The sequence below is a fragment of the Pseudomonas coronafaciens pv. oryzae str. 1_6 genome (genome assembly GCF_000156995.2).
Taxonomy (GTDB): domain Bacteria; phylum Pseudomonadota; class Gammaproteobacteria; order Pseudomonadales; family Pseudomonadaceae; genus Aquipseudomonas; species Aquipseudomonas tremae.
The window spans coordinates 2,302,793-2,324,508 of the sequence record NZ_CP046035.1 but is presented as its reverse complement, the minus strand read 5'-3'; the positions used below and the strand labels follow the sequence as shown (position 1 = coordinate 2,324,508).

General features: G+C 57.5%; 19 protein-coding genes and 1 pseudogene. 12 read left to right on the top strand and 8 right to left on the bottom strand.

What is annotated here, in order from left to right; genetic code table 11:
- Positions 1-105 precede the first annotated feature (105 nt).
- Positions 106-831 (bottom strand): methyl-accepting chemotaxis protein, encoded by a 726-nt coding sequence (locus POR16_RS27030; RefSeq protein ID WP_371906712.1) that lies wholly within the window; start codon positions 829-831, stop codon positions 106-108.
- A 132-nt stretch (positions 832-963) separates the two neighbouring features.
- Positions 964-1,248: pseudogene (locus tag POR16_RS27025) on the bottom strand (HAMP domain-containing protein); the annotation flags it as partial.
- Between the two features lie 680 nt (positions 1,249-1,928).
- Between POR16_RS27025 and POR16_RS10545 the strand changes: the two are divergent.
- Entirely contained in the window at positions 1,929-2,873 is a 945-nt protein-coding gene (locus POR16_RS10545; RefSeq protein ID WP_005893394.1) for a DNA/RNA non-specific endonuclease, read from the top strand.
- A gap of 95 nt (positions 2,874-2,968) precedes the next feature.
- Here POR16_RS10545 and POR16_RS10540 read toward each other — a convergent pair whose 3' ends face one another.
- Positions 2,969-3,802, bottom strand: a complete 834-nt coding sequence (locus POR16_RS10540) for a DUF1206 domain-containing protein (RefSeq protein ID WP_005893395.1) — start codon at positions 3,800-3,802, stop codon at positions 2,969-2,971.
- 278 nt (positions 3,803-4,080) lie between these two features.
- Here POR16_RS10540 and POR16_RS10535 point away from each other — a divergent pair, with 278 nt between their 5' ends.
- The 3 genes from POR16_RS10535 to POR16_RS10525 all read left to right on the top strand — a co-directional run bounded on the left by POR16_RS10535 (position 4,081) and on the right by POR16_RS10525 (position 5,996).
- Positions 4,081-4,452: a hypothetical protein gene (locus POR16_RS10535; protein WP_005893396.1), complete on the top strand. Its 372-nt coding sequence runs from the start codon at positions 4,081-4,083 to the stop codon at positions 4,450-4,452.
- Positions 4,453-4,454: 2 nt separating this feature from the next.
- Complete coding sequence (locus POR16_RS10530) at positions 4,455-4,637, top strand: DUF1289 domain-containing protein (RefSeq protein ID WP_005893397.1); 183 nt, start codon at positions 4,455-4,457, stop codon at positions 4,635-4,637.
- A gap of 105 nt (positions 4,638-4,742) precedes the next feature.
- Entirely contained in the window at positions 4,743-5,996 is a 1,254-nt protein-coding gene (locus POR16_RS10525; RefSeq protein ID WP_005893398.1) for an MFS transporter, read from the top strand.
- Positions 5,997-6,002: 6 nt separating this feature from the next.
- Here the strand turns inward: POR16_RS10525 and POR16_RS10520 are convergent, their stop codons facing one another.
- Positions 6,003-6,752: a carbon-nitrogen hydrolase family protein gene (locus POR16_RS10520; protein ID WP_005893399.1), complete on the bottom strand. Its 750-nt coding sequence runs from the start codon at positions 6,750-6,752 to the stop codon at positions 6,003-6,005.
- 190 nt (positions 6,753-6,942) lie between these two features.
- Here POR16_RS10520 and POR16_RS10515 point away from each other — a divergent pair, with 190 nt between their 5' ends.
- The 5 genes from POR16_RS10515 (at position 6,943) to POR16_RS10495 (ending at position 14,624) form a co-directional block, all read left to right on the top strand.
- On the top strand, positions 6,943-7,485 hold the full coding sequence (locus tag POR16_RS10515; RefSeq protein WP_051126734.1) for a hypothetical protein: 543 nt from the start codon (positions 6,943-6,945) through the stop codon (positions 7,483-7,485).
- A 334-nt stretch (positions 7,486-7,819) separates the two neighbouring features.
- A complete protein-coding gene (locus POR16_RS10510) occupies positions 7,820-9,121 on the top strand; it encodes an Nramp family divalent metal transporter (protein ID WP_005893401.1) in 1,302 nt (433 codons plus the stop codon).
- Between the two features lie 226 nt (positions 9,122-9,347).
- Positions 9,348-11,459, top strand: a complete 2,112-nt coding sequence (locus POR16_RS10505) for a TonB-dependent siderophore receptor (RefSeq protein ID WP_005893402.1) — start codon at positions 9,348-9,350, stop codon at positions 11,457-11,459.
- A gap of 52 nt (positions 11,460-11,511) precedes the next feature.
- Entirely contained in the window at positions 11,512-12,240 is a 729-nt protein-coding gene (locus tag POR16_RS10500) for a DUF4198 domain-containing protein (protein ID WP_005893403.1), read from the top strand.
- Between the two features lie 443 nt (positions 12,241-12,683).
- On the top strand, positions 12,684-14,624 hold the full coding sequence (locus tag POR16_RS10495; protein ID WP_005893404.1) for a methyl-accepting chemotaxis protein: 1,941 nt from the start codon (positions 12,684-12,686) through the stop codon (positions 14,622-14,624).
- 207 nt (positions 14,625-14,831) lie between these two features.
- On the opposite strand, the gene POR16_RS10485 is transcribed toward POR16_RS10495, so the two are convergent.
- Positions 14,832-15,716 carry a LysR family transcriptional regulator gene (locus POR16_RS10485; protein ID WP_005893405.1) on the bottom strand — a complete coding sequence of 295 codons (885 nt, stop codon included), beginning with the start codon at positions 15,714-15,716 and terminating at the stop codon, positions 14,832-14,834.
- A 110-nt stretch (positions 15,717-15,826) separates the two neighbouring features.
- Here POR16_RS10485 and POR16_RS10480 point away from each other — a divergent pair, with 110 nt between their 5' ends.
- The 3 genes from POR16_RS10480 (at position 15,827) to POR16_RS10470 (ending at position 17,764) form a co-directional block, all read left to right on the top strand.
- On the top strand, positions 15,827-16,702 hold the full coding sequence (locus tag POR16_RS10480; RefSeq protein WP_122381280.1) for an MBL fold metallo-hydrolase: 876 nt from the start codon (positions 15,827-15,829) through the stop codon (positions 16,700-16,702).
- A 117-nt stretch (positions 16,703-16,819) separates the two neighbouring features.
- Positions 16,820-17,218 (top strand): hypothetical protein, encoded by a 399-nt coding sequence (locus tag POR16_RS10475; RefSeq protein WP_005893408.1) that lies wholly within the window; start codon positions 16,820-16,822, stop codon positions 17,216-17,218.
- Positions 17,219-17,278: 60 nt separating this feature from the next.
- Positions 17,279-17,764 carry a GNAT family N-acetyltransferase gene (locus POR16_RS10470; protein WP_122381281.1) on the top strand — a complete coding sequence of 162 codons (486 nt, stop codon included), beginning with the start codon at positions 17,279-17,281 and terminating at the stop codon, positions 17,762-17,764.
- Positions 17,765-17,836: 72 nt separating this feature from the next.
- On the opposite strand, the gene POR16_RS26785 is transcribed toward POR16_RS10470, so the two are convergent.
- Genes POR16_RS26785 through POR16_RS10455 form a run of 3 tightly spaced genes read right to left on the bottom strand, consistent with a single transcriptional unit; the run spans position 17,837 to position 21,637 of the window.
- Entirely contained in the window at positions 17,837-17,962 is a 126-nt protein-coding gene (locus POR16_RS26785; protein WP_005617503.1) for a hypothetical protein, read from the bottom strand.
- A 55-nt stretch (positions 17,963-18,017) separates the two neighbouring features.
- A complete protein-coding gene (locus POR16_RS10460; protein ID WP_122381282.1) occupies positions 18,018-19,508 on the bottom strand; it encodes a chemotaxis protein CheW in 1,491 nt (496 codons plus the stop codon).
- Positions 19,505-21,637, bottom strand: a complete 2,133-nt coding sequence (locus POR16_RS10455) for a methyl-accepting chemotaxis protein (protein ID WP_042932594.1) — start codon at positions 21,635-21,637, stop codon at positions 19,505-19,507. Before POR16_RS10455 ends, POR16_RS10460 begins: the two co-directional genes overlap by 4 nt.
- Between the last annotated feature and the right edge of the window lie 79 nt (positions 21,638-21,716).

Here is a 21,716-nt window from a genome sequence, read left to right as displayed (position 1 = left end):
TCTCGTGCGATGGTTAACGTCAGTCGGTGGCAAAGCTTTAATGCATGACTCGCCAGTCACACAGTTCGCGGCACCTGAGGCGCCGCTGATCCGGAGTATTTAGTCTCAAAGTTGAAAGCGGTCAACCGATTGCGAGAGCTGCCCGGCCATCGCTGATAGCTCATCTGTGGTGCTGGCGGTCTGGACGATGATTCGGCTGTTGCCCTCGGACATGCTGGCAATCATCTCCACCTGATGGGCGATTTCGTTGCTGGCCAGGCTCTGTTCGCCAATTGTGCGGGTGATGTCATTCACCAGTTGAGTCGTGCTCAGCGTGGCATCGAGGATATCGCTGATCGCGCGTTCTACTTCGGCGGTGACGGCCATGCCCTTGTCCACCTGAGCGACACCGGCTTCCATGCTGGTCACCGCCTCGCGGGTACTCTGCTGAATGCGCGCGACCATCGTGGTGATTTCCTGAGTAGAAGCGCTGGTGCGTCCCGCCAGACTGCGCACCTCGTCGGCCACCACGGCAAACCCCCGGCCTTGCTCACCGGCACGAGCCGCTTCGATGGCCGCGTTGAGCGCCAGCAGATTGGTCTGATCGGCAATGCCCTTGATGACCTGAATAATATTGAAGATCCCCTCCGAATCCTTGTCCAGCGTGCGAATGACCTGCGCGGACTGTTGCGCGGAGCGGGCAATACTGTCCATGTCATTGACCACTTGATGAATCACCCGACCGCCGTTCTTGGCCAGGGCTTCGGCCTGACTGGCCATTTCCAGAGCTTGCCCGGCATGCCGGGTGATTTCCTCGATGCTGGCGGTCATCTCGCTGGTCGCTGCCGACATGGTGCCCGCTGCAGAGCTTTGCTGCCGACTGCTATCGGCCACATCATGACAACCGCTGCTGAGTTGGCGGCTCATGCCGCTGACGCCATGCGCATTGGCACGAACCACTTCAATCATGCCGCGCAGATCGCGCTGCATGATTGCCAGGCTGCGAATCAACATGCTGGCTTCGTCACGGCTGCGCGGCTCGGCGATGGGTTCGCTGAGGTTGCCGCGAGCAATGCTGTCGGCGATACGGCTGGCCGATGCCAGAGGGATCATGATGCTGCGAGTCACCCAGTGCCCTTGCACGATCAGCAGTAAAAGGCTGACCGCAAGCACCACCACCAAGGTGAAATTAGCATTGAGGATCGCCTGCCGGGTCCCCTCGCCGCTGGCTTTGGAATTGTCTTCGATCAAGTCGCTGAGCGTCGACATCCGCTCCTCCAGTTGAGTGAAGGCGCTGCTGAACGTGCCAAGCTCCTGCTGTGCGCGGTCCGGGCTGTCGAGGGCGAGGCCGACAATGCGCTCACCTGCAACGATATAGGCGTCGAGGCTTGGTTTGAGGCTGTTCAATTCTGCCCTGATGGCAGCGGAGATCGGCAACTCGAGATTTTCGCCTACCGCTTTACGAAATTGCGCAGCATGTTCGGCGAGAGAGGCCTGCACCTCGTTGCGGGTGCTGCTGCTTTTGCCCAGGCCGACCAGCATCGCTGACAGCACATCGGAGCGCAGCGCGTCGTGCATCATGTCGGCTTGCAGGTGATTGCCCAGCGCCGCCATGCTGACTTCGCTGTCAAGCATTGCAGTCTCTGTGCGGGTATTGCCCAGGTAATTGACCAGACTGATGACCAGGACGGTCAGAACACTGGTGCCTATCAGCAAGAACAGACGTAGTTTTATCGACATCCTGAAGCCTCTGCGGTTAATGAATAACACGAGCTGCGGATTGCTCTTATCAAGAGCTTATCGACGCACATGGCCTGTAACTTAAGCCTGTTTACGGACTTTTAATGAATCAGCGTAATGGTGCGTCTGATGGTCTTACCTGACGCAGGCCTGTAACGCGGCTATGGTGAACTGTGACTCAATTCACGCCCATCGCAGGAGCAAGCACCGTGCCTGACAAGAAGATCGCCATCGACCTCAACTATCGACCCCGTCTTGCCGACCTCAAGCCACTGACCTCAACTGCGCGATTGCTTGAGCCACAGGCGCTTGCCGCAGCCCGCACAACGCCTGCAAGCGAATTGAAAAAGCGCAAGGGTTACGCCGACAACTTTCTCGGCGATTTCGTCGTGCCGTGGCCTGCTGCGGACGAAGAGCTGGCGCCTGATGTCTATCCGCTGGGCAACACCGGCAACCGCCTCGATTACACGCACTTCTCCATTACCATGTCGCGCAGTCGACGCCTGGCACTGTATGTGGGCGTCAATATTGATGGGGCCAACAGCGTAGAGGTCAAACGCAGCAAGGATACCTGGTCTTTGGATGGCCGCCTGCCCGCCGAGGCGCAGATCGGCGAAAGCCTGTATGCCGACAACTTGCTGGATCGCGGCCATCTGGTCAGACGTCAGGACCCTAACTGGGGCAAGGAAGCCGAGGTGGCCAACAGCGATACGTTCCACTTCACCAACTGCTCGCCGCAGATGGGCGCGTTCAATCAAAAGACCTGGCTGGAGCTTGAGGACTACATCCTCGATAACACCAAGCGCTGGAAATCCAGGGTAACGGTATTTACCGGCCCGGTACTGCGCGATGACGATCGCAGCTACCGGAACATCAGGATTCCGTCGGCGTTCTGGAAAGTTGTGGCGTTTCTGGGCGATGACGGCAAGCCTTCAGCCAGCGCTTACATGATCGATCAGAGCAGCGAGCTGGGTAAGCTGGACATCGTGTTTGGCCCGCTCAGAACCTGGCAACGCAGTGTTGCGCAGATCGAGCAACTCACCGGCATACGCTTTGGCGACCTGTCCAGTTACGACGGCTTCTCCAACGAGGAGCGCCTGACCGGGACACGCATCGAGGCGCAGATCCGCGGGCCACAGGACATTCGGGTCTAGCACGTTACACAAGCCATCGACTTCAGACCGTTCTTGCGCAGATAAAAAAGGGCTGCCTGACACAGGTGTCAGGCAGCCCTTTGATTTACAGGCAATCAGCGAAAATGACGCGCCACGGCCTCCGGCGCGTCGGGTACGTCCATGTTGATCTTGCGCCAGGCGGCCTGGGCAAAGCTGTACACCGAAAAAGCGATCAAACCGAGAGCCACGACAAGCAGCACCAGGCCACCTGCTGGCAGGTCCTGCAAGCCATTCAGCGCGTCCTTCATACCCGGCGGGTGCATCGCCTGGTAGCTGGAGCCGCTGACAGCCAGTAACACGGCAATCTCGATGAATGCCACGCCGCGAGCGATCAGGCCAAAGCGAGACACCGGACGGACATACTTCATGACATCTTCGTCAGCCTCGAAGTACTTCTCGAAAGACGCTTTGTAACCCTTGATGATATGCACGATGCCCAGTGCCAAGGGCACCAGCGCAACGACATAGACCAGCAGGTTGGAATGATCCCACGACAGAATCGAGGCCAGCAGGTCCTTGGTCTGGCTGCCACCCGAGCCGCCTGAGCTTTTCAGCCCGCTGATCAGAAGACCGAGCGCGAAGAACGCCAGTGCGCCATACGTGAAGCCGCCCACCAGCAGGCCGCCCCGGATGACCAACCCCTTGAGCTCCCGACCATGATGGTCCACATCCTGCGTGGCCTGCAGCACTCGCCAGGCGGCAAAGGCGAGAAGACCGACGATCACCAGACTGACAAGCACATTTCCGAATGGCTGACTCAACAACGCCTCAAGGCTGCTGTGACTGTCAGCAGGCTGAGAAGAACCTTGAGCGGCCAGAACGGCGAACAGCCCGATAATCAGATACACCACACCACGAGCGGCATAACCACCTCTTGCAAGCAAAATCAGTCCACGTTGCGCCGACATAAATACAGATCCCTGAAAGTAATTACAGGAACAGACCCGGCACGTTCTCAGGGGTTCGACTCAATTGACGGCGTGCAGCCAAGCACATGCCTGCGCAGTGTTCAGGTTCCCGCCAGCTCTCGCGTCTACTGCGGATTACCGTGCATAGAGCAGCGAATAATTCCTCTCCGCTGCCTGAAAGCAACCAGGCATCACTTGTAAAATGCACTGTTTTTGGACCGCGCCAACAATTCAGGTATCGTGCGCAGCCATCCACCTGCCACTACCAGAGGCCCCAGATGCCCTCAAGCAAACGCGAGCAGGCCCACACTGAGCGCCAGCTTGTCACGGCGCTGACGCAGGCTTGTGAAACCGCCAAGTCTGAAATGCCCGGCTTTGTCTGGTTGACACACGAAGTCGACTACGCAGCCTTTCCATCCAGCCTGCAGGTGGTTTGGGTGTTCGATACGCTGGCCGACAAAAATGCGGCGCTGAGCCATGCTCTGGACAAGCGAATGATCGAACTGACCGGCGAGGCGTTTGCCGAAGCACAGCTGAGCGTTGCGAAAGTGTCAGCGCATGTGCATGTCGACTCTGAAGAAGAGTGCATTCGCGAAAACGGCGGTGATTGGCAGCAGCGCATTCGGCGCAAGTACACCAGGCGAGGTTGATCATGGCGAAGGACATCGAAAACCCGTGCATTTCAGTCTGCCAGCTCAGTGGCGACCTGTGCGTCAGTTGTGGGCGCACCAAGGATGACATTCGCAAATGGAAACGTATGAAACGCCCGGAGAAAATGGCGGCGGTACAACGCGCTAGCCAACGCATGAAGAGCTTGCAAAAAAAGAGCATTTAAAAACGAAAGTTTCATCTTGGTCGGGAAACTTCTCCAAAACGGTTTATGTCAGTATCCACCGTGACTCGGTTGCCTGGAGTCTGACGAATTACGGGAATAGAGCTATTGACCAGCCATGCCGATCGCCGCAACACCCTTTCACTGGACAGCCTGAATTTTTTCCTCGCTGATGTGCGCGATGGTTTGGGCCCTTACCTGGCGATTTACCTGCTTGCGGTTCACAAATGGGACCCGGCAAGTATTGGTGTGGTGATGACCATCGCAGGCATTGCGGGGCTGCTGACCCAGACACCGGCAGGTGCGCTGATCGACCGCACGCCCTACAAGCGAGCAATGATCGGCGTCGCGGCACTGCTGGTGACGCTGAGCTGCCTGATCTTGCCTTTCACCTCATCGTTTACCCTGGTTGCCCTGACTCAGGCCCTGAGCAGCGTTGCCGCATCAGTGTTCGCACCCGCCATCGCCGCCATTTCGTTGGGCATCACCGGACCAAAAGCGTTTACCCGACGCACCGGGCGCAATGAAACCTTCAATCATGCGGGCAACGCCTGCGCAGCCTTGCTGGCCGGTGGCTTCGCCTACCTGTTCGGCCCGATTGCAGTGTTTTATCTGATGGCCGCGATGGCGCTGGCCAGCGTCGTCGCGATCAGTTTTGTCTCTGCCGACGCGATAGACCATGACGTTGCCCGAGGCTTCGATGCCAGTCACGACACCAGTGGTCATCACGCCTCCGGACTTTCCGCCCTGTTGAGCAATAAACCGCTGCTGATGTTTGGCATCTGCTGCGCGCTGTTCCACCTGGCGAACGCAGCGATGCTGCCACTGGTTAGCCAGAAACTCTCGCAGATCAACATGCAGATGGCGACACCGCTGACATCAGCCTGCATCGTTGCCGCGCAACTGGTCATGGTTCCAGCAGCACTGCTGGTAGGTATGAAAGCGGACGTCTGGGGGCGCAAGCCGCTATTGCTGGCCGGCTTTTTGTTTCTTCCGATTCGGGGGGTTCTCTACACCTTCTCCGATGATCCGTACTGGCTGGTGGCAGTGCAAATGCTCGACGGAATCGGTGCAGGCCTGTTCGGCGCCTTGTTCCCGTTGATGGTCAAGGACCTGACCCAGGGCAGCGGACGCTTCAACGTGAGCCTTGGGGCGCTGTCGACCCTGTTCGGGCTGGGCGCGGCGCTGAGCAACAGCCTGGCCGGATTCGTCGTGCATACGGCTGGCTACAGCGCAGCGTTTTTGACCCTGGCGGGTGTAGCAGCCGTTGCGTTCTGTCTGCTGCTGGTGGCTGTGCCCGAGACGCTTTCACAGCCCCGACACACGCCGGCTCCGAAACCTGATCAGGCATTGAGTACGTAATCTGAGTTATTCCCACATCACCCCTCTCACCTGCCAGCCTTCGTGCTGGCAGGTCGCAATGACCAAACCGCTCCCGGCCCCGTCCATCCCTCCAACCCAACGCCCTGTTTCGTCCCACAAACCACTGCGTCCCGCCGACTGCCAACCTCCCGTAGGCCCGCCGTGATTGGCCATCAGCACCGGTAACCGGTGACGCTGGGCATGCCCGGCGAGCAACTCTGCATCATGTGCATAGCCGCCTGGCGAAATCAGCACGCTTGCGGCGTACAGCCATGCACCGCCGTCCGAGATACGTTGCACATGTTCAGAATGACTGAAGTCGGCACACACGCACAGGCCAATTCGGTGCTGATCGAGGTGCAGATAGCAATCTTCGCTGCCGGGACTGAAGACCGCATCTTCTCCGCGATGCAGGTATTGCTTAGCGTAGCTAATGACATCGCCATGGGTGGTGAACGTCAGCGCGCCAATTTCGATGCGGCCATCGGGTCCTTTTAGGGGTACGCCAACCGTGGTCACCAGTTGCAATTGCATGGCCAGCGCGCGAATCGGGTCCAGGCATGCATCGTCGGGTGAAAGCACCAGTTTGCGGGCGAGATCAGGCTCGTAGCCAGTCAGCGACAACTCAGGAAACAGCAGGTAGTGCGCGCCCAAGTCAGCGGCACGCTGCATGAACGCCAGATGTCCGGCGAGATTGTGCTTGAACTCGCCTCTGAGTGAACAGAATTGCGCAGCAGCCAGTGTCGGTGAAGTCATTTAATTGTCCATAGGCCATTGAGTTCGGTGGGGCGTGAATCACTTGGGGTTTGATGACGTCCGCCTGAATACCGTTCAATATGAGGACTGCGCCAACCATCATTCTGACTAGCGCAGTGCTGCCGCATTAGCGGGCAAACTGCTAATCTTGCGGGGTGCTGATCCGGCACCTTACTGAGTTATTCCGATCATGGCTGATCAATCTTCTTTCTCGCGATACAACATCCATTTCGCAACATTGCTATTGAGTAGCCTGGCATTTTCGCAGGCACAGGCTGCGGTCGAGGTTACTTCGGGCGGGACGGTGTCTCAAGACAGGATCGCGGCAATCCATGCAGAAAGCGTCGGTCACTCTTTACGCAATACCGATATGACTGTGAGCGACTTGCAGGAACTGCAGCGCAACTCAAAGCGCAACGCTGATGAGATTGCGAGTTTGAAACAGACCATCAATGCACAGGCAAAATTGATCGAAGAGTTCAAACGCGGCGCGGGCAGTCAGTCGCTCGGCAACGCGAGTGATACATCAGCGTTGAAGAGCAAAATCGACGAACAGAACAACAAAATCGAAAAGCTGGAAAGTCAGATAAGCACCCTGAAACGCAGTTCCGAATCCGGCGCCAATGCCAATGCCAATGATGTAAGCAACCTCAAACGCGAGATCAGCAGCACGCAAAGTGACCTTAAGTCGCTGAAAAGTACAGTCGACAGTCTGAGCAACCGTATCAAATAACGGCATCACTCGATGAAAAGTGAGCGACACCAAAGCTGTTTTCGCTCACCCCCGTGTTTTTTACATTGCGCCACTCTTCATAGGGCACATGGCTCGTACTGCGGGCAGTACGAGCCACAAACAGTGTCTGAGGCCAAACCTGGTCGTACTTTTTTTTGCGCGAGACTGATGATGCGTTGGTCTTGTGCGAAGCCAATGAACACCAACACCGTCCCCACACCCGTAAAACGTTTTTACACATAGTTACATTTGAATCTCCACGCCAGTTGTACGACGTCTTATCTTGCTCATAAGTGAGTGAAGTCTCAATACAATAACAATGGAGATCAAACGCATGTCCGGCACCCCTACGCTTGAAGAAAAGGCGGCACCTGCAGCCGAACCCCGTCTCAAAAAGCTTGCCAAAATGCTCGGCCCCGGGATCATCGCTGTGCTCTCCTGGCTGGGCGCCGGGGACCTCATCACGTCATCCGTGGCAGGTGCCAGTTATGGCTACGCCATGATGTGGGTGCTGGCGATATCCTTGCTGCTCAGGTTTATGATCGTCAACATCATCGCCCGTTTTCAGCTGTGTAATAACCAGGGCATGACTATTCTGCAGGGCTATGCGCAGCTTCACCCGCTCTTTGCCTGGTTCATGCTCGGTTACGCGTTATTGATGGGGCATTTGATCAACGCCTACATGATCAAGGGCGCGGGTGAAGCACTGGCGATGCTGTTGCACATCAATCAGCCGCTGCTTTGCTCGGTCGCGGTGGTGCTCGCCGTGTGGCTACTGGTCGGTCGCAATATCTACACGATGATCGAAGGCGTCATGAAAGTGCTGCTGGCAATCATGACTCTGGCGTTTCTGACTCTGGCGATCATGTCTGGTCCGGATGTCACCGGCATCATCAAAGGCACGATCGGTTTCAGCATTCCGCCCGACGAAGGCGTACATGGCGCACTGCTCGTAGCCGTGTCAGTAATCGGTGCGGTGGCCGGCTCCATCGCCAACTTCGTCCATCCTTATGTCATGCGCGAAAAAGGCTGGACGGGGCCGCAACACAAGCGCATGCAGCGCAACGATCTGCTGTTTGCGGTGATCGTCGGTATCGTCATCAACCTGGCCATCTGGGTGGTAGGCGTTGAAATTCTGCGACCCAACGGCATTCAGGTGAATACCCTCGCCGACCTGGGCAAGGCGTTGGAGATATTCTTCGGCCCGTTGGGCTGGTACATCTTTTTCATCGGCGTGTTTGCCACGCTGTTTGCCAGTATTTCCGGCAAGACCACCGCCTTCCCGATGCTGATCACCGACGCCTTCCAGCACATCAGCCCAAAGCGCCGCGAACGCTATGGCAAGGTCTTCCACAACGACCCGATGCACAAATGGTTCATGCTGTTCATTCTGGTTACTCCACTGATCTGGTCGCTGCCCGGCATGCCCGACTTCGTGACGCTGACGCTGGGCGTCAACGCGCTGAACATCATTGGCTTGCCGATCATCTCGCTCGGGCTGCTGATCATGTCCAATCAAAAGTCGCTGTTGAGCAAGGAATACCGCAATAACTGGTTCGAGAACATCGCACTGACCTTCGCCACCGGGCTGGCGTTGTGGGTGGCGTTTCAGTTGGGCACGGAGTTGATGGCGTAAGCCGGCAAACGCTGGATTTCCGCTGAGTACCCCATCCCCAAGTCCATTCCCGCCCATGGGAATGGACGCCGTTCAACGATCAAACCGTCGTCCCAACTCCAAACGTTGCCCTCACACATCCAGCAACCTGCTGATCGAAGGGACTGCGACACTTCGCCTTCCAACAAACAGAAATAATTCTCAACGGAGATGTTATATTGTATCTATAACTATCAGGAAGTATCACATGTCGTCTCGTAGAATCGCGTCTCTGGCAGGCTTTGCAATCGGGGTGTTGGGCAGTAATGGCTATGCGGAGGAGCAGCCAAAGGCCATCGAGCTGGAGAGCGTCAACGTCACCTCCGATTATCAGTACGAAACCGCCACCGGCCCGGTAAAGGGTTATCGCGCCACCCGTTCGGCCACCGCCACCAAGACCGACACAGCCCTTCAGGACATCCCGCAGTCGATCAGCGTGGTGCCCGCTTCGGTACTCAAGGATCTTGGCAGCAACAGTGTCGAACGTGCGCTGGAGTTTGCCGGAGGCGTGTCAAAGCAAAACAACTTCGGCGGCCTGACCCTCTACGAATACAGCATCCGCGGCTTCACCACTTCCGAGTTCTACAAGGACGGTTTCAGTGCCAACCGGGGCTACCCTGCCACGCCGGACGCGGCGAATATCGAGCGTATCGAGGTGCTGAAAGGCCCGGCAGCCAGCCTGTATGGGCGTGGTGACCCGGGCGGGACGGTCAATATCGTTACCAAGAAGCCTCAGCGCGAAGCGTTCACTACGCTGCAAACCAGTGCGGGCAGTTGGGATCGCTATCGCACCGCACTGGACGTCAATACGCCGCTGGACGAAGAAGGCAAACTGCTTTCTCGGGTCAATCTCGCCGTCGAAGACAACAACAGCTTTCGTGACCATGTAGAAAGCAAACGGGTCTTTGTTGCGCCCTCCATCAGTTGGCAGCTGAACCCCGACACCAGCCTGCTGGTGGAAACCGAATTCGTGCGGCAAAAATCGACGTTCGACCGGGGAGTGGTCGCCCCCAACAACAAGTGGAGTGGCGTGTCCCGCTCGACCTTCCTGGGTGAACCCGACGACGATATCGACAATGACAACAACATGGTCCAGTTTGCGCTGGACCATCAGCTCAATGATGTCTGGTCGTTGCGCCTGGCCAGTCACTACAAGCAAGGCGAGATGTCGGGCTTTGCCAGTGAAGCGCGCCCTCTCAACCCTGATGGCCGCACCGTCAACCGCCGCTATCGCGAGCGCGACAATAACTGGCATGACAGCATCACCCAACTGGAACTGCATGGCCATTTCGACGCACTCGGTCTGGAGCACGAAGTGCTGATCGGTACCGAATACGAGAACTACCGCAAGAACGAGCGAGTCACGAACATTGGCGGTAGCGCCTACGCCATCGACATCTATAACCCGGTGTATGGCCAGCCCAAACCCAACGGCGTGCGTTCCGGTACGGATTTCTACGAACACATTGAAAGCCGTGCGCTGAACCTGCAGGACCAGATTGTCTTTACCGACAAGCTGCGCGGCATGATCGGCGCGCGCTACGAGCACTTCGACCAACAGGTCGATGACTTCATCACCAAAACCAACCCCGACCAGCGTCACGATGCATTCACCCAACGCGCCGGGCTGCTTTACCAGCTCACTCCGCAGGTGGGCGTATTCGCCAACGCGTCCACGTCATTCAAGCCCAATAATGGTCTGGACGCAGCCAGCAAGACCTTCGATCCGGAGGAAGGCGTCGGTTACGAAGCCGGGATCAAGAGTGAGCTGTTCGACAACCGTCTGAGCACCACCCTCGCCGCTTTCCATATCGAAAAGGAAAACGTTCTGGCGCTGGACCCGGGCACCGACACCAACCGCGCCGTGGGCAAGGCCCGCAGCCAGGGTTTTGACCTGCAATTCACCGGGCAGGTCAGCGAAGCCATTCGTGTGATCGGCGCGTTTGCCTACATCGATGCTGAAGTGACCAAGGGTGACCGAGCCATCCCCACAGGCAGTCGTATCCTCGGCGTGGCCAAACACAGCGGCAGCCTGTTGAGCGTCTACGAGTTTCAGGAAGGCCTGTTGCGTGGCTCGGACATAGGCGCAGCGTACACCTACGTCGGCGACCGCTCAGGCCAGTCGGGTACAGGCTTCGAGCTGCCTGCCTATCAGACCGTCGACTTGCTCGCTCATTACAAAGCCAGCGACAACGTTACGGTGGGCCTGAACCTGAACAACATCTTCGACGAAAAATACTACGAGCGCTCTTTCAGCAATTACTGGGTTGCTCCCGGCGAACCGCGTAATTTCACGGTCAGCCTGACACTTGGCCTCTGACGCTGATAACAATCGATTAACAACAGACGACCCATAACAACAAGGATGCACCATGCTTTCAACAAAACCTTTTCTGGCCTTGGGCCTGCTCGGTGCGCTGTTTGCCACGCACGTCAGCGCACATGGCCTGTGGACCGAGCAACGCCGCGGCAATATCGAAGTGGTCTACGGTCATGGCGCGGAAGACAACGCCTTCAAGGCACAGAAAGTCAGCGGCGCTTGGGCATTTGACCGTCAGGGCAAGATGATCCCGGTGACCGTGCAACGCCTCGAAGACCAAGCTCGGTTAGTGCCGCTCAAGCCGCCTGCAGTCATGTCCGTGGCGCTGGATAACGGTATGTGGACGCGCGACGCCGAGAAAAAATGGATCAACGAAGGGCGCAGCAAAGTGCCCAACGGTACCGACTCGATTCATACGTTCAAATACAGCGTCGCCATCTATGAAGAAGGTGCGCACCTGCCATCGTTCAACAAACTGAATTTTGTGATCGTGCCGCAGGCTGATCCATTGAAAGTCGGTGTGGGCAAACCATTACCGGTGCGTGTACTGATCGACGGCAAGCCCGCCGCCGGTATCAAACTGATCGGCGACTACCGCAGTGCGCCAGGCGTGATCAGCAGCGAAACGGATGCTCAGGGCATGGCCAATGTGATCGTACGCAACGAAGGGCTGAATATCATCGCCGCCGAGGTAACACTGCCCGTCAAGGACAATGCAGATATCGCCGAGCGTGGCCTGTTTACCTCACTGACCTTTGTCGGCGAGGCGCATCACGACTGACCCTCGCTGAAACGAAAAACGCCTGCCCTGGGCGTTTTCCGCCTGATGACAAGCGATACATGGACGCCTGCCCTGTATCGCACTCTCCCTCCATATTCCCTCCGATAAAGAACGTTTCCAGAAACCTCCGGACTCTGCATTTCCTTTCGCCCAAACGACACCAACTGCCTGTTGCCGGGTGATTCTGATCAATCCCGGTGCGCGGGCGGAACCGTGTTTCCAGATGTTTGACGGACGGGTCTGTAACGCATCAATACCTGCCATATTTATGCGTGAGCGACAGTGCATGTCCATTAACGCCATGCTGTCTAAAGGTCGACAACAATAAGCCGTTGGCTTCTTGGTAGACCATAAGACCACGCTCCAGGTATTGGCCTGAGGCGACAGACTGCAAACATGCAGCGCCCGACACGTGCGGCAGTAATGAACACTCCGGAGCTCATATGAACATCAAGCAAAAATTGACAGGGGCGTTCGCAGTCATTGCGTGTTTGCCCATAGTGGTCGTGGCCGCCATCGTTGTAGTGAACTTGCGCGGCAAGGCGACAAGCGATTTCGTCGACAGCAGCGGACGGGAAATTCGCCAGGTCGACAATGCCATGCAGTTGTTTTTCGATGGGATCGCACAGAACGTCAATTACATTTCAGCGCACCCGTTGATCGCCGGGGCGGGCGATGATTTTCGTAGTTATACGGGCGCCGCCCCTACCCCGCAATCGGACAATGACAAGCAGGCAACCGAACTGTTTGCCAACATTGCCAAGGCTCATCCCGCCTACGCTTATATTTCTTACGGCTTGGTCAACGGCAGCTACATCATGACGCCGGAAGAACCGAAAATGAGCAACTACGACCCGCGCGTGAGGCCTTGGTACAAGACCGCCATGGCAAACCCAGGCAAAACCGTGCGCAGCGATGCGTATTACTGGGCCAACGACGATGCCACATTGGTCAGCACCATCAGGGCGATTCCCAACAAGCTGGGCAACCCAGGCGGTGTAGTCAACATTGACGTATCGCTCAAGCAACTGACCAACATCGTCAAGCAGATGAAGCTCGGTGATAGTGGCTACGTGATGCTGATGGAAAAAAGCGGCACGGTACTGGTCGACCCCAAACAGCCAGAGCACAACTTCAAGAAGCTGGGTGAACTGGGTGACGGTTTCGCCGAGCTGGCAAAGACCGACCGGGGCCTGGTTGAAGTGACGCTCAATGGCGAGCGTTACATGGCTAACGTGTACCCTTCCGAACAACTGGGGTGGGACTTCATTGGTCTGATCAGGCAGGACGAAGTGATGGCCTCGGCCACCCGCCTGACTTGGCTGATTGGCATTATCGCTGCGGTGCTGGCGTTGGTTTTCGCGATTGTCGGGGCAAGCTTCGCCCGCGTCATCGTGCGTCCGATACACAGCGTTTCCACTGGCCTGGAAGGTATTGCCGGCGGCGAAGGCGACCTGACTCAAAACCTTGTCGTTCGCGGCAACGACGAAACCGCGCAACTGGCAGGCTGGTTCAACAAGTTCCTGACTGCGATTCGAGGCCTGATCCAGCATATAGGTCAGGCAGCCGGAAAGATTCTCGAGGCGTCGCACAGCTCCACTCGCGTTTCCAACGACATGGCCGAGGCCGCCGGACGCCAGCGCGAAGCCGTGGACATGGTGTCGACTGCGTTTCATGAAATGGTTGCCACCTCCAACGAGGTTGCACGCTCATGCAGTCAGGCGGCCGACTCTGCCGACAGCGGCCAGCAGCAGGCCCGCGAAGGTCAGCGGCAGATTGATGACGCGGTGCGCAGTGTCGACCAATTGAGCGAAGAGCTTGCCCGCTCGGCCAAAGAGATGACGCAACTGGAGAAGGACAGCACCGGAATCCAGTCGATCCTGAACACCATTCGCTCGATTGCCGAACAGACCAACCTGCTGGCCCTGAACGCTGCCATCGAAGCTGCCCGCGCAGGTGAGCAGGGTCGCGGTTTTGCCGTGGTAGCCGACGAGGTTCGTGCGCTGGCTAAACGTACTGCCGATTCGACCGCCGAAATCGACAGCCTGCTGGGCAATCTGGCCAAAGGTACGGCGTCCGTCGCACAACAGATGCACGCGAGTCTTGGCGTTTCTCATCAGTCGGTCACCAAGATCGGCCAGGCACGCAGCAGCTTTGGCCAGATTCGCGAGTCGGTGGATGTGATTCGCGACATGAACACCCAGATTGCAACCGCAGCCGAAGAGCAGCATCAGGTAGCAGAAGATATCAATCGGCACATCAGTCAGATCCACGGCGATGCGCAGCTGATCGCCGATCTTTCGGACGCGGCCCGCGCCGACTCCAGAAGTCTGGAGACGCTGTCCAGCGAACTGGACAGTCTGGTGCACAAGTTCAAGACTTGAGGCCTGCGACTCTTGAACATGCGACGCAGTGCGGGTCTTTGACGCAGAGCGTCACTAACGGCATTCCCACGCTGGAGCGTAGGGAACGATAACTGCACTATCGTGCGAAGCCTGAGCGTACTGCACGATAACCGCAACTATCGTGCGACGCTCTGCGTCGCCATGCCGTTCCGGACGCTCCGCGTCAGCTCCCGAGCAGGCGGCGTATCATTCGCTCGCAAACCATTCGGCCAGAAAATCCAGCATTGTGCGCAAGGTTGCAGACTGGTGATGCCGTGAGGTGTAGATCGCATGTATCCCCAGCGCACGGGGCTGGTAGCCGGGCATCAGCGCAACCAGCTTGCCGCTGGCAATCAGTGGCGCTGCAGAATGCACTGGCTGCAAGGTGATACCGGCACCTGCTACTGCGGCTTCCAGCAAAACCACTGAATCGTTGGCACTGAGGTTGCCGCCCACCGGCACACTGAGTGGCGATTTTCCATGAGTAAATTCCCACAGGCTTTTGCCGAAGTAGGAATAGGTCAGACAGTTGTGCGCAGCCAGCTCCTGCGGCCTGGACGGCGTACCGCGCAAAGCGAGATACGCTGGCGAAGCACAGACAATCGAATAGCACTGCCCCAGCGGACGGGCGATCACGTTAGGGTCCAGTTGATTAGTGATGCGGATCGCCAGATCGATACGCTCGCTGACCAGATCCACAGCCTCATTGCCGATCAGGAAATCGACCGAAGTGCCGGAATAACGTTGCAAATAGGCCGTCACCGCGGTTGCCAGAACTGCCTGCGCCAGTGACTGCGAACAGGCGATACGCAGCATGCCGCGTGGCTCATCAACTTGCGTATCAGCAGCCAGCGGCACTGCATCAGCCATCTCGACAAGCTGCTGGCAACGCAACAAAGTCACTTGTCCGGGCGCAGTCAGGCCGAGTTTACGCGTTGTACGGTGCAGCAATCGCGCGCCCGCCCAAGTCTCCATTTGCGCCAGATACCGAGTAACCATGGCCCGCGACATGTCCAATGCCTCGGCGGCAGCAATAAGGCTGCCCCGCTCGTTGATGGCAATGAACACACGCGCGGCAGTGATGCGATCCATGATTCGTCCGGTTCAAGCAATCAATAATTGCCGATACTGAGGCTTTTGTTTCGTTTCAAGCAACCTAAGATAGTCGCTTCAGCCCTGCCTCGTGAAAGGTTGCCTCCCCTATGCTGCGTATTTCCCTGCTCACCCTATCGCTCTCCGCCCTGCTGCCCATTGCCGCCCAGGCCGCCACCCCATTGGTGATCGACGTCTACAATCCGGCAGAAAAAGCCGTATTCCCGGTGTCATCCGAACTGGTTACCGGCGAACACGATGCAGTGCTGATCGACGCACAATTTCAGCGCAACGATGCTCAGGCGCTAGTAGAGAAGATCAAGGCCAGCGGCAAGAAGCTCACCACTGTCTACATCAGCCACAGTGACCCCGACTACTATTTTGGTCTGGACGTCATACAAGCGGCTTTCCCGGATGCAAGGATTGTCGCCAGCGCGCCCACCGTCAGAGCGATCAAGGCGTCGATGCAAGGCAAACTCGCGTACTGGAGCCCTATTCTCAAAGACAACGCGCCTGAGAAACTGGTACTGCCGGAGGTGCTCGAGGGTGATCACCTGAGCCTCGAAGGGCGTTCGCTGGAAATCAAAGGTTTGGCAGGCCCGGCACCGGAGCGCAGCTACGTATGGATTCCATCGCTCAAGGCCGTCGTCGGTGGCGTCGTGGTGTCCAGCGGCATTCACGTCTGGGTAGCTGACACGCAGAGCCCGAAGTCCCGGCAGGACTGGCTCGCCACACTCAAGGGCATCGAGGCATTGAAGCCGGCCACGGTGATTCCAGGCCATTACCTGGGGCAGATTCCTCAAGGCACCAAGGCCGTTGCCTTTACCGCCGACTACCTCAAATCCTTTGAAAAACAAGCCGCCAAAGCCAAGGACTCCGCAGCCTTGATCGATGCGATGCAGAAAGCCTGGCCACAACTGGCCGAGCCGAGCTCGCTGGAATTGAGTGCCAAAGTCATCAAAGGCGAGATGAAGTGGCCTAACTGATCTGGCAAAGGCAAAGCCTTCACCGCTGCGTGATACCTGAGGCGAGCTTGCGGAATACGCAGTGAAATCGCTTCACGGGTATGGTCAGACGCCCACCTCAGTGGCTATGCTGCGTCAATGAATGCGCCTGCCAAGATCCGTAACCCCTGCCCGCCCGGCGCTTGCGACTGCAAGCGCGAACGGCTGGACACAGAGGATGCCGACCTGCGGATTCTGCTACTGACACGCGAGGCCGAAAAAAGTCTTATAGAGCGTCTGGAACGCATCGAAAGTCTGGAAGACCTTGAGCACATGCAGCGCAAGATTTTCGAGCAACTGGGCGTGCGCGTCGAGATCGCCCCCGGTTTCAATGAAGTACGCACCATGCGCGGTATCAGCATTGTCGTCGAAGAGAAGATCGGGCTCTGTCGCAAGGCCCGCCAGTCGATCCCCGCTGCCATCCGCCGCGCCCTTGAGGCACGCCCCCAAATCGCCTATCAATTGCTCAATGCCAACGACCTGCTGCGCGACGCCTGACTATCGAGCGGCTGACAACTGCAGCTATCATGCGGCGCCCATCAGCCAAGGAATCCCTGCGTGCCTCTCGAAATTCGCCCTGCCACTGCCGCCGACGTCGATCAGATTCTAGCCTTCATCACCGAACTTGCGATCTACGAACGCGCCGGGCATGAAGTCAAGGCTAGCGCCAAAGACATTCAAAAGTCCCTGTTTGCCGACGACGCCCCTGCGAGCGCACTGATGTGCCTGTACGACGGCACACCGATTGGCTACGCCGTGTATTTCTACAGCTATTCCACCTGGCTGGGGCGTAACGGAGTGTATCTGGAAGACCTTTACATCACCCCTGAACAGCGCGGCGTCGGCGCCGGACGCGAACTGCTTCGGCATATTGCTCGCGAAGCAGTGGCCAACGACTGCGGCCGTCTGGAATGGAGCGTGCTGGACTGGAACGAGCCGGCTATCCGGTTTTACGAAGCGATCGGTGCAGAATCGCAAAGCGAATGGGTGCGCTACCGGATGGAAGGCGCCAGTCTGCTGGATTTCGCCAACGGCGGCGAATGAATCATAAGGCCCTCAAACGACAACGCCCGACCTGAAAAGGCCGGGCGTTCTCGTGATAGCACCTTGAGTCGGTCAGCAGACCCCAGGCGGAATGCCATCCTTGTTGAAGTCCTTCAGGCGTTCCTTTTCTTCCGGCGTTGAATGCGCTGGTACGTCACTGGCCGGTTCTGGTTTTTTCTCGTCTTTTTTCTCGGTCATGGCTGGATACTCCGTGTGTGGGTATTTCAGTAAGGCCACACGCGATGCATTCGGTTCAGACTGATTGCACATCCGCCCGGCGCTGCGGAAGGCCGCATTCCAGTTGCCTGGCCAGCCCCTGCAAGTCGAGCAGGGTCGCTCGCCAACTGCGCTCCTGGCTACCGACACTGACCAGCGAACGCACCCGATCATTCACTGAAATGCCCTTGCCGTTGCTGGCTTGCCAGCCTTGGTCCAGCATGGACGGATCGAATTGGTTGAAGGCGTCGATTGCGTCGACACGGCTCACAGCGAAACCAAAACACAGGCGATCGCCGCGCACGATCAGCACACGTGACGCGTCGCATTGAGGCTGTGCGCCCTCCCCGAGCAGACTGCTGAGGCAGATCAGCGGCACTTGCTCGCCACGCAGGTTGAACTGACCAATCAGATGAGTCTCGGGTTGCAGCAGACCAATCAACTGCGTGGGCACGCCCATGATTTCTACAATCTGGCTCAGTGGCGCCACAAAGCGCGTCGGCGCGTCAAACAGCAGGCACGCATGACGCAGCATGGCCTTGGTCACATCGTGTGAAGCCTGAGCGGGCTTGACGTCATGCTGGTAGACCTGAGTGTAACTCTTGATTTCCGGGCGCTGTAACAGCATCGGGTGATCGAGCAACAGGGCTTGCCGGCCCTCCTCCAGGTTCATCACCCCGGCGAACAGCTCCGGGTACGGCAGGCCGTAGGCAGGTGCTGCCAACAGACTGTCCGGGTCCTGGCGCTGGATAGCGACCATGCGGTCATAACCAAAACCGCACACCCGGCCATCCGCAGCGGTCAGCAATAACAATTGCGGCTTGGTGGTCTGGCGCCGATGATCCAGCCCCAGCACTTCAGACAGGTCAAGCGCGGGAACCTTGGTGCCGCGTACTGAAGTGACGCCGAAGCAGCAGTCGCTGGGAAAATCCGATGGAGAAATCTCTGGGTTATCGACCAGTTCAGTCACAACGCTGGCATCGATGCAGAAGTTACGCTCATCGCACTCGAACACCAGATAATGCAGCAGACGACTTTTGGCAGCCTGGGCCTGCTCAGTGCGCACCTGAGCGCTCGGGTCGGAGGCAAACAGCACGCCGGGCAGACGAGTCAGCGCATCGAGATCCAGCTTATAGACCATTCGCGCTTCGTCGGCGTCCAGCAGCACCGATGGCAGCAGACCGGGCCGGGCGCCATCGGAGCCCAGAGGGCTGAACTGCGAATCCCGGGCCTTGAGAATGTCGCAAACCGCGTCAATTGCCAGCCCCAGATACCCCCCGTTGTATTTAAGAATCGCCACCAGCGGCGTCGGCGGTGAAGCCTCGGTACCCTGTGCAAGCTCGCCACGCAAGTCTACAAGTGGCACCGGCTTGCCACGCAAGGTGAAAACCCCCAGCAACGCCCCTCGGGTCAGCGGGTGCGGCTGCAGGTTTTCCGGCCAGTGCACGGCTTCCATCAGAGCGTCAGCAACCACTGCGAGGTAGACGCCGCTGATCTGCACGACCCCATAGGCGATCAGGCTGCTCATGCAGGCTGTCCGACCGATACCTTATCCAGCGTTTCGGTGTACCCGTTCAGGTTGGCGTTGTGCAACTCAGTGATCAATGCTTCGACTTGTTGCGCCGACAATCGCTGTTTATCGGTCGCAGTGTTGATCCCGTCAATTGCTTGCGTGGTCTGCATAACGCCTTCCACGATGTGCTCGAAGGCTTCACCGGCGGACTGCGATATCTCGTTGCCTGACTCGATCCGACTAACCGTTTCAAGAATCAGCTTGTTGATTTCCTTGGTGGCCCGAGAGGACTTCTCGGCCAGCTTGCGTACCTCATCGGCTACCACCGAGAACCCGAGGCCATGCTCGCCGGCTCTGGCAGCCTCAATGGCGGCGTTGAACGCCAGCATGTTGGTCTGGCTGGCGATTTCGCTGATCACCTGGATGATGTCCTGGATACCTTCGGCCGACTTGGCGATCATGCTCATCGCATCAGACGCCTTGACCAGAGTCTGCGAGCCACGAGAGGCTTGCTCACGGGTCAGCCGGGCCAGCTCTGTGGCAGTGTCAGTGCTTTGCGCAACGTAGGAAATTGCCGCCATCAGCGTCTTGACCGACTCGCGCATGGCAAGAGTCTTGGCTTCGATGGCTTTCTCCATCTCGACCTGACGAGTGATATCAGTAGCGAACTTCACGACTTTGAACGGTATGCCGTCGTGATCGAAGATCGGGCTGTAAGTGGCCTGAATCCAGATCTGCTGACCATATTTGCTGACCCGCATAAAGCGTCCCGAATAGAACTCGCCCTGCCCCAGGCCGTGCCAGAACTCACGGTATTCGGTACCGCGTACATATTCTTCGTCGCAGAAGATCCTATGGTGCTGGCCTTTGATTTCCAGCATGCCGTAACCCAGCGCTTTCAGGAAATTGGCGTTGGCAGCCAGGATATTACCGGCCATATCGAACTCGATGACCGCCTGAGCACGATCAATCGCATTGACCTTGCCTTTGTCCTCAACGCTGGTCTCCTTGGCCTCGGTCACGTCGAGTGCAAACTTGACGATTTTGTAGGGCTTGCCCTGCGCATCGAAGATCGGGTTGTAGGTCGCCTGAATCCAGATTTCCTTGCCGTCCTTGCGTAGGCGCTTGTACTCGTTGGCGTCGTATTCGCCACGGCCCAGTTTTTCCCATAGCTCACGGTATTGCAGGCTGCTGACGAACTCCTCAGAGCAGAACATGCGGTGATGCTGCCCGACGACTTCATCAAGCTCGTAACCGAACACAGAGAGGAAGTTGCGGTTGGCGTTAAGCACCTTACCGGCCAGGTCGAACTCGATCACTGCCTGAGAGCGCTCGATCGCCGTGACCTTGCCCGCAAACTCCGCCTGACGTGCACGACTTTCAGTCACGTCGTTGGCAAATTTGACGACCTTGTACGGACGCCCGTCAGGATCGAAAATCGGGTTATAGGTGGCGCTGATCCACAGTTCACGACCGTTCTTGCCGATACGTTTGTATTCGCCGGAATCGTATTCTCCGCGCTCCAGTTTGGCCCAGAACGCACGATAGGCCGGGCTGTTCAGGTAGTCTTCGTCACAGAACATGCGATGGTGCTGGCCCTGAATTTCATCAAGGCGATAACCCAGCACTTTGAGGAAGTTTTCATTGGCATGCAGCACCCGACCGTTTAGGTCGAACTCAATAACGCCCTGAGAGCGATCGATGGCGGCAACCTTGCCTTCGTATTCGGCGTTAGCCTTGCGCTGCTGAGTCACGTCAGTGGCGAATTTCACCACTTTGAAAGGGTTGCCTTGCTCATCGAAAACCGGATTGTAAGTTGCCTGCAGCCATATCTCGCGACCACTCTTGCCGAGTCGCTTGTATTGCCCTTCGTCGAAATTGCCCTTGCCAAGTTTCTCCCAGAACGTCGAATACTCGACGCTGGACGCATGTTCGGGCGTACAGAACATACGGTGGTGCCGACCCTCGACTTCTTCCAGCCGATACCCCACACACTCCAGAAAATTGCTGTTGGCCCGCAGAATATTACCTTCGAGATCGAACTCGATCATCGCCTGTGACCTGTCAATGGCGGTCATCAGCGAGTGAAGGTCCAGCTGTACCCCGGCTCTGTCCCTGGAGATGCTTTCTATTAAGGTCGACATGTGAAAATACTCTGCGGGTAAACATCTATGGATGTTGTTGGGGTTTAACTTCGGTTTACGCCGCCTGGCCCCACGCACC

Coding starts and splice junctions, on each gene's coding strand:
- POR16_RS26785 (WP_005617503.1), bottom strand. CDS start 17,962: ATGACCGAGAAAAAAGACGAGAAAAAACCAGAACCGGCCAGTGACGTA.
- POR16_RS10515 (WP_051126734.1), top strand. CDS start 6,943: ATGGCTGATCAATCTTCTTTCTCGCGATACAACATCCATTTCGCAACA.
- POR16_RS10520 (WP_005893399.1), bottom strand. CDS start 6,752: ATGACTTCACCGACACTGGCTGCTGCGCAATTCTGTTCACTCAGAGGC.
- POR16_RS10530 (WP_005893397.1), top strand. CDS start 4,455: ATGGCGAAGGACATCGAAAACCCGTGCATTTCAGTCTGCCAGCTCAGT.
- POR16_RS10495 (WP_005893404.1), top strand. CDS start 12,684: ATGAACATCAAGCAAAAATTGACAGGGGCGTTCGCAGTCATTGCGTGT.
- POR16_RS10460 (WP_122381282.1), bottom strand. CDS start 19,508: ATGAGCAGCCTGATCGCCTATGGGGTCGTGCAGATCAGCGGCGTCTAC.
- POR16_RS10480 (WP_122381280.1), top strand. CDS start 15,827: ATGCTGCGTATTTCCCTGCTCACCCTATCGCTCTCCGCCCTGCTGCCC.
- POR16_RS10510 (WP_005893401.1), top strand. CDS start 7,820: ATGTCCGGCACCCCTACGCTTGAAGAAAAGGCGGCACCTGCAGCCGAA.
- POR16_RS10535 (WP_005893396.1), top strand. CDS start 4,081: ATGCCCTCAAGCAAACGCGAGCAGGCCCACACTGAGCGCCAGCTTGTC.
- POR16_RS10500 (WP_005893403.1), top strand. CDS start 11,512: ATGCTTTCAACAAAACCTTTTCTGGCCTTGGGCCTGCTCGGTGCGCTG.
- POR16_RS10485 (WP_005893405.1), bottom strand. CDS start 15,716: ATGGATCGCATCACTGCCGCGCGTGTGTTCATTGCCATCAACGAGCGG.
- POR16_RS10540 (WP_005893395.1), bottom strand. CDS start 3,802: ATGTCGGCGCAACGTGGACTGATTTTGCTTGCAAGAGGTGGTTATGCC.
- POR16_RS27030 (WP_371906712.1), bottom strand. CDS start 831: ATGTCGGCAGCGACCAGCGAGATGACCGCCAGCATCGAGGAAATCACC.
- POR16_RS10455 (WP_042932594.1), bottom strand. CDS start 21,637: ATGTCGACCTTAATAGAAAGCATCTCCAGGGACAGAGCCGGGGTACAG.
- POR16_RS10505 (WP_005893402.1), top strand. CDS start 9,348: ATGTCGTCTCGTAGAATCGCGTCTCTGGCAGGCTTTGCAATCGGGGTG.
- POR16_RS10475 (WP_005893408.1), top strand. CDS start 16,820: ATGAATGCGCCTGCCAAGATCCGTAACCCCTGCCCGCCCGGCGCTTGC.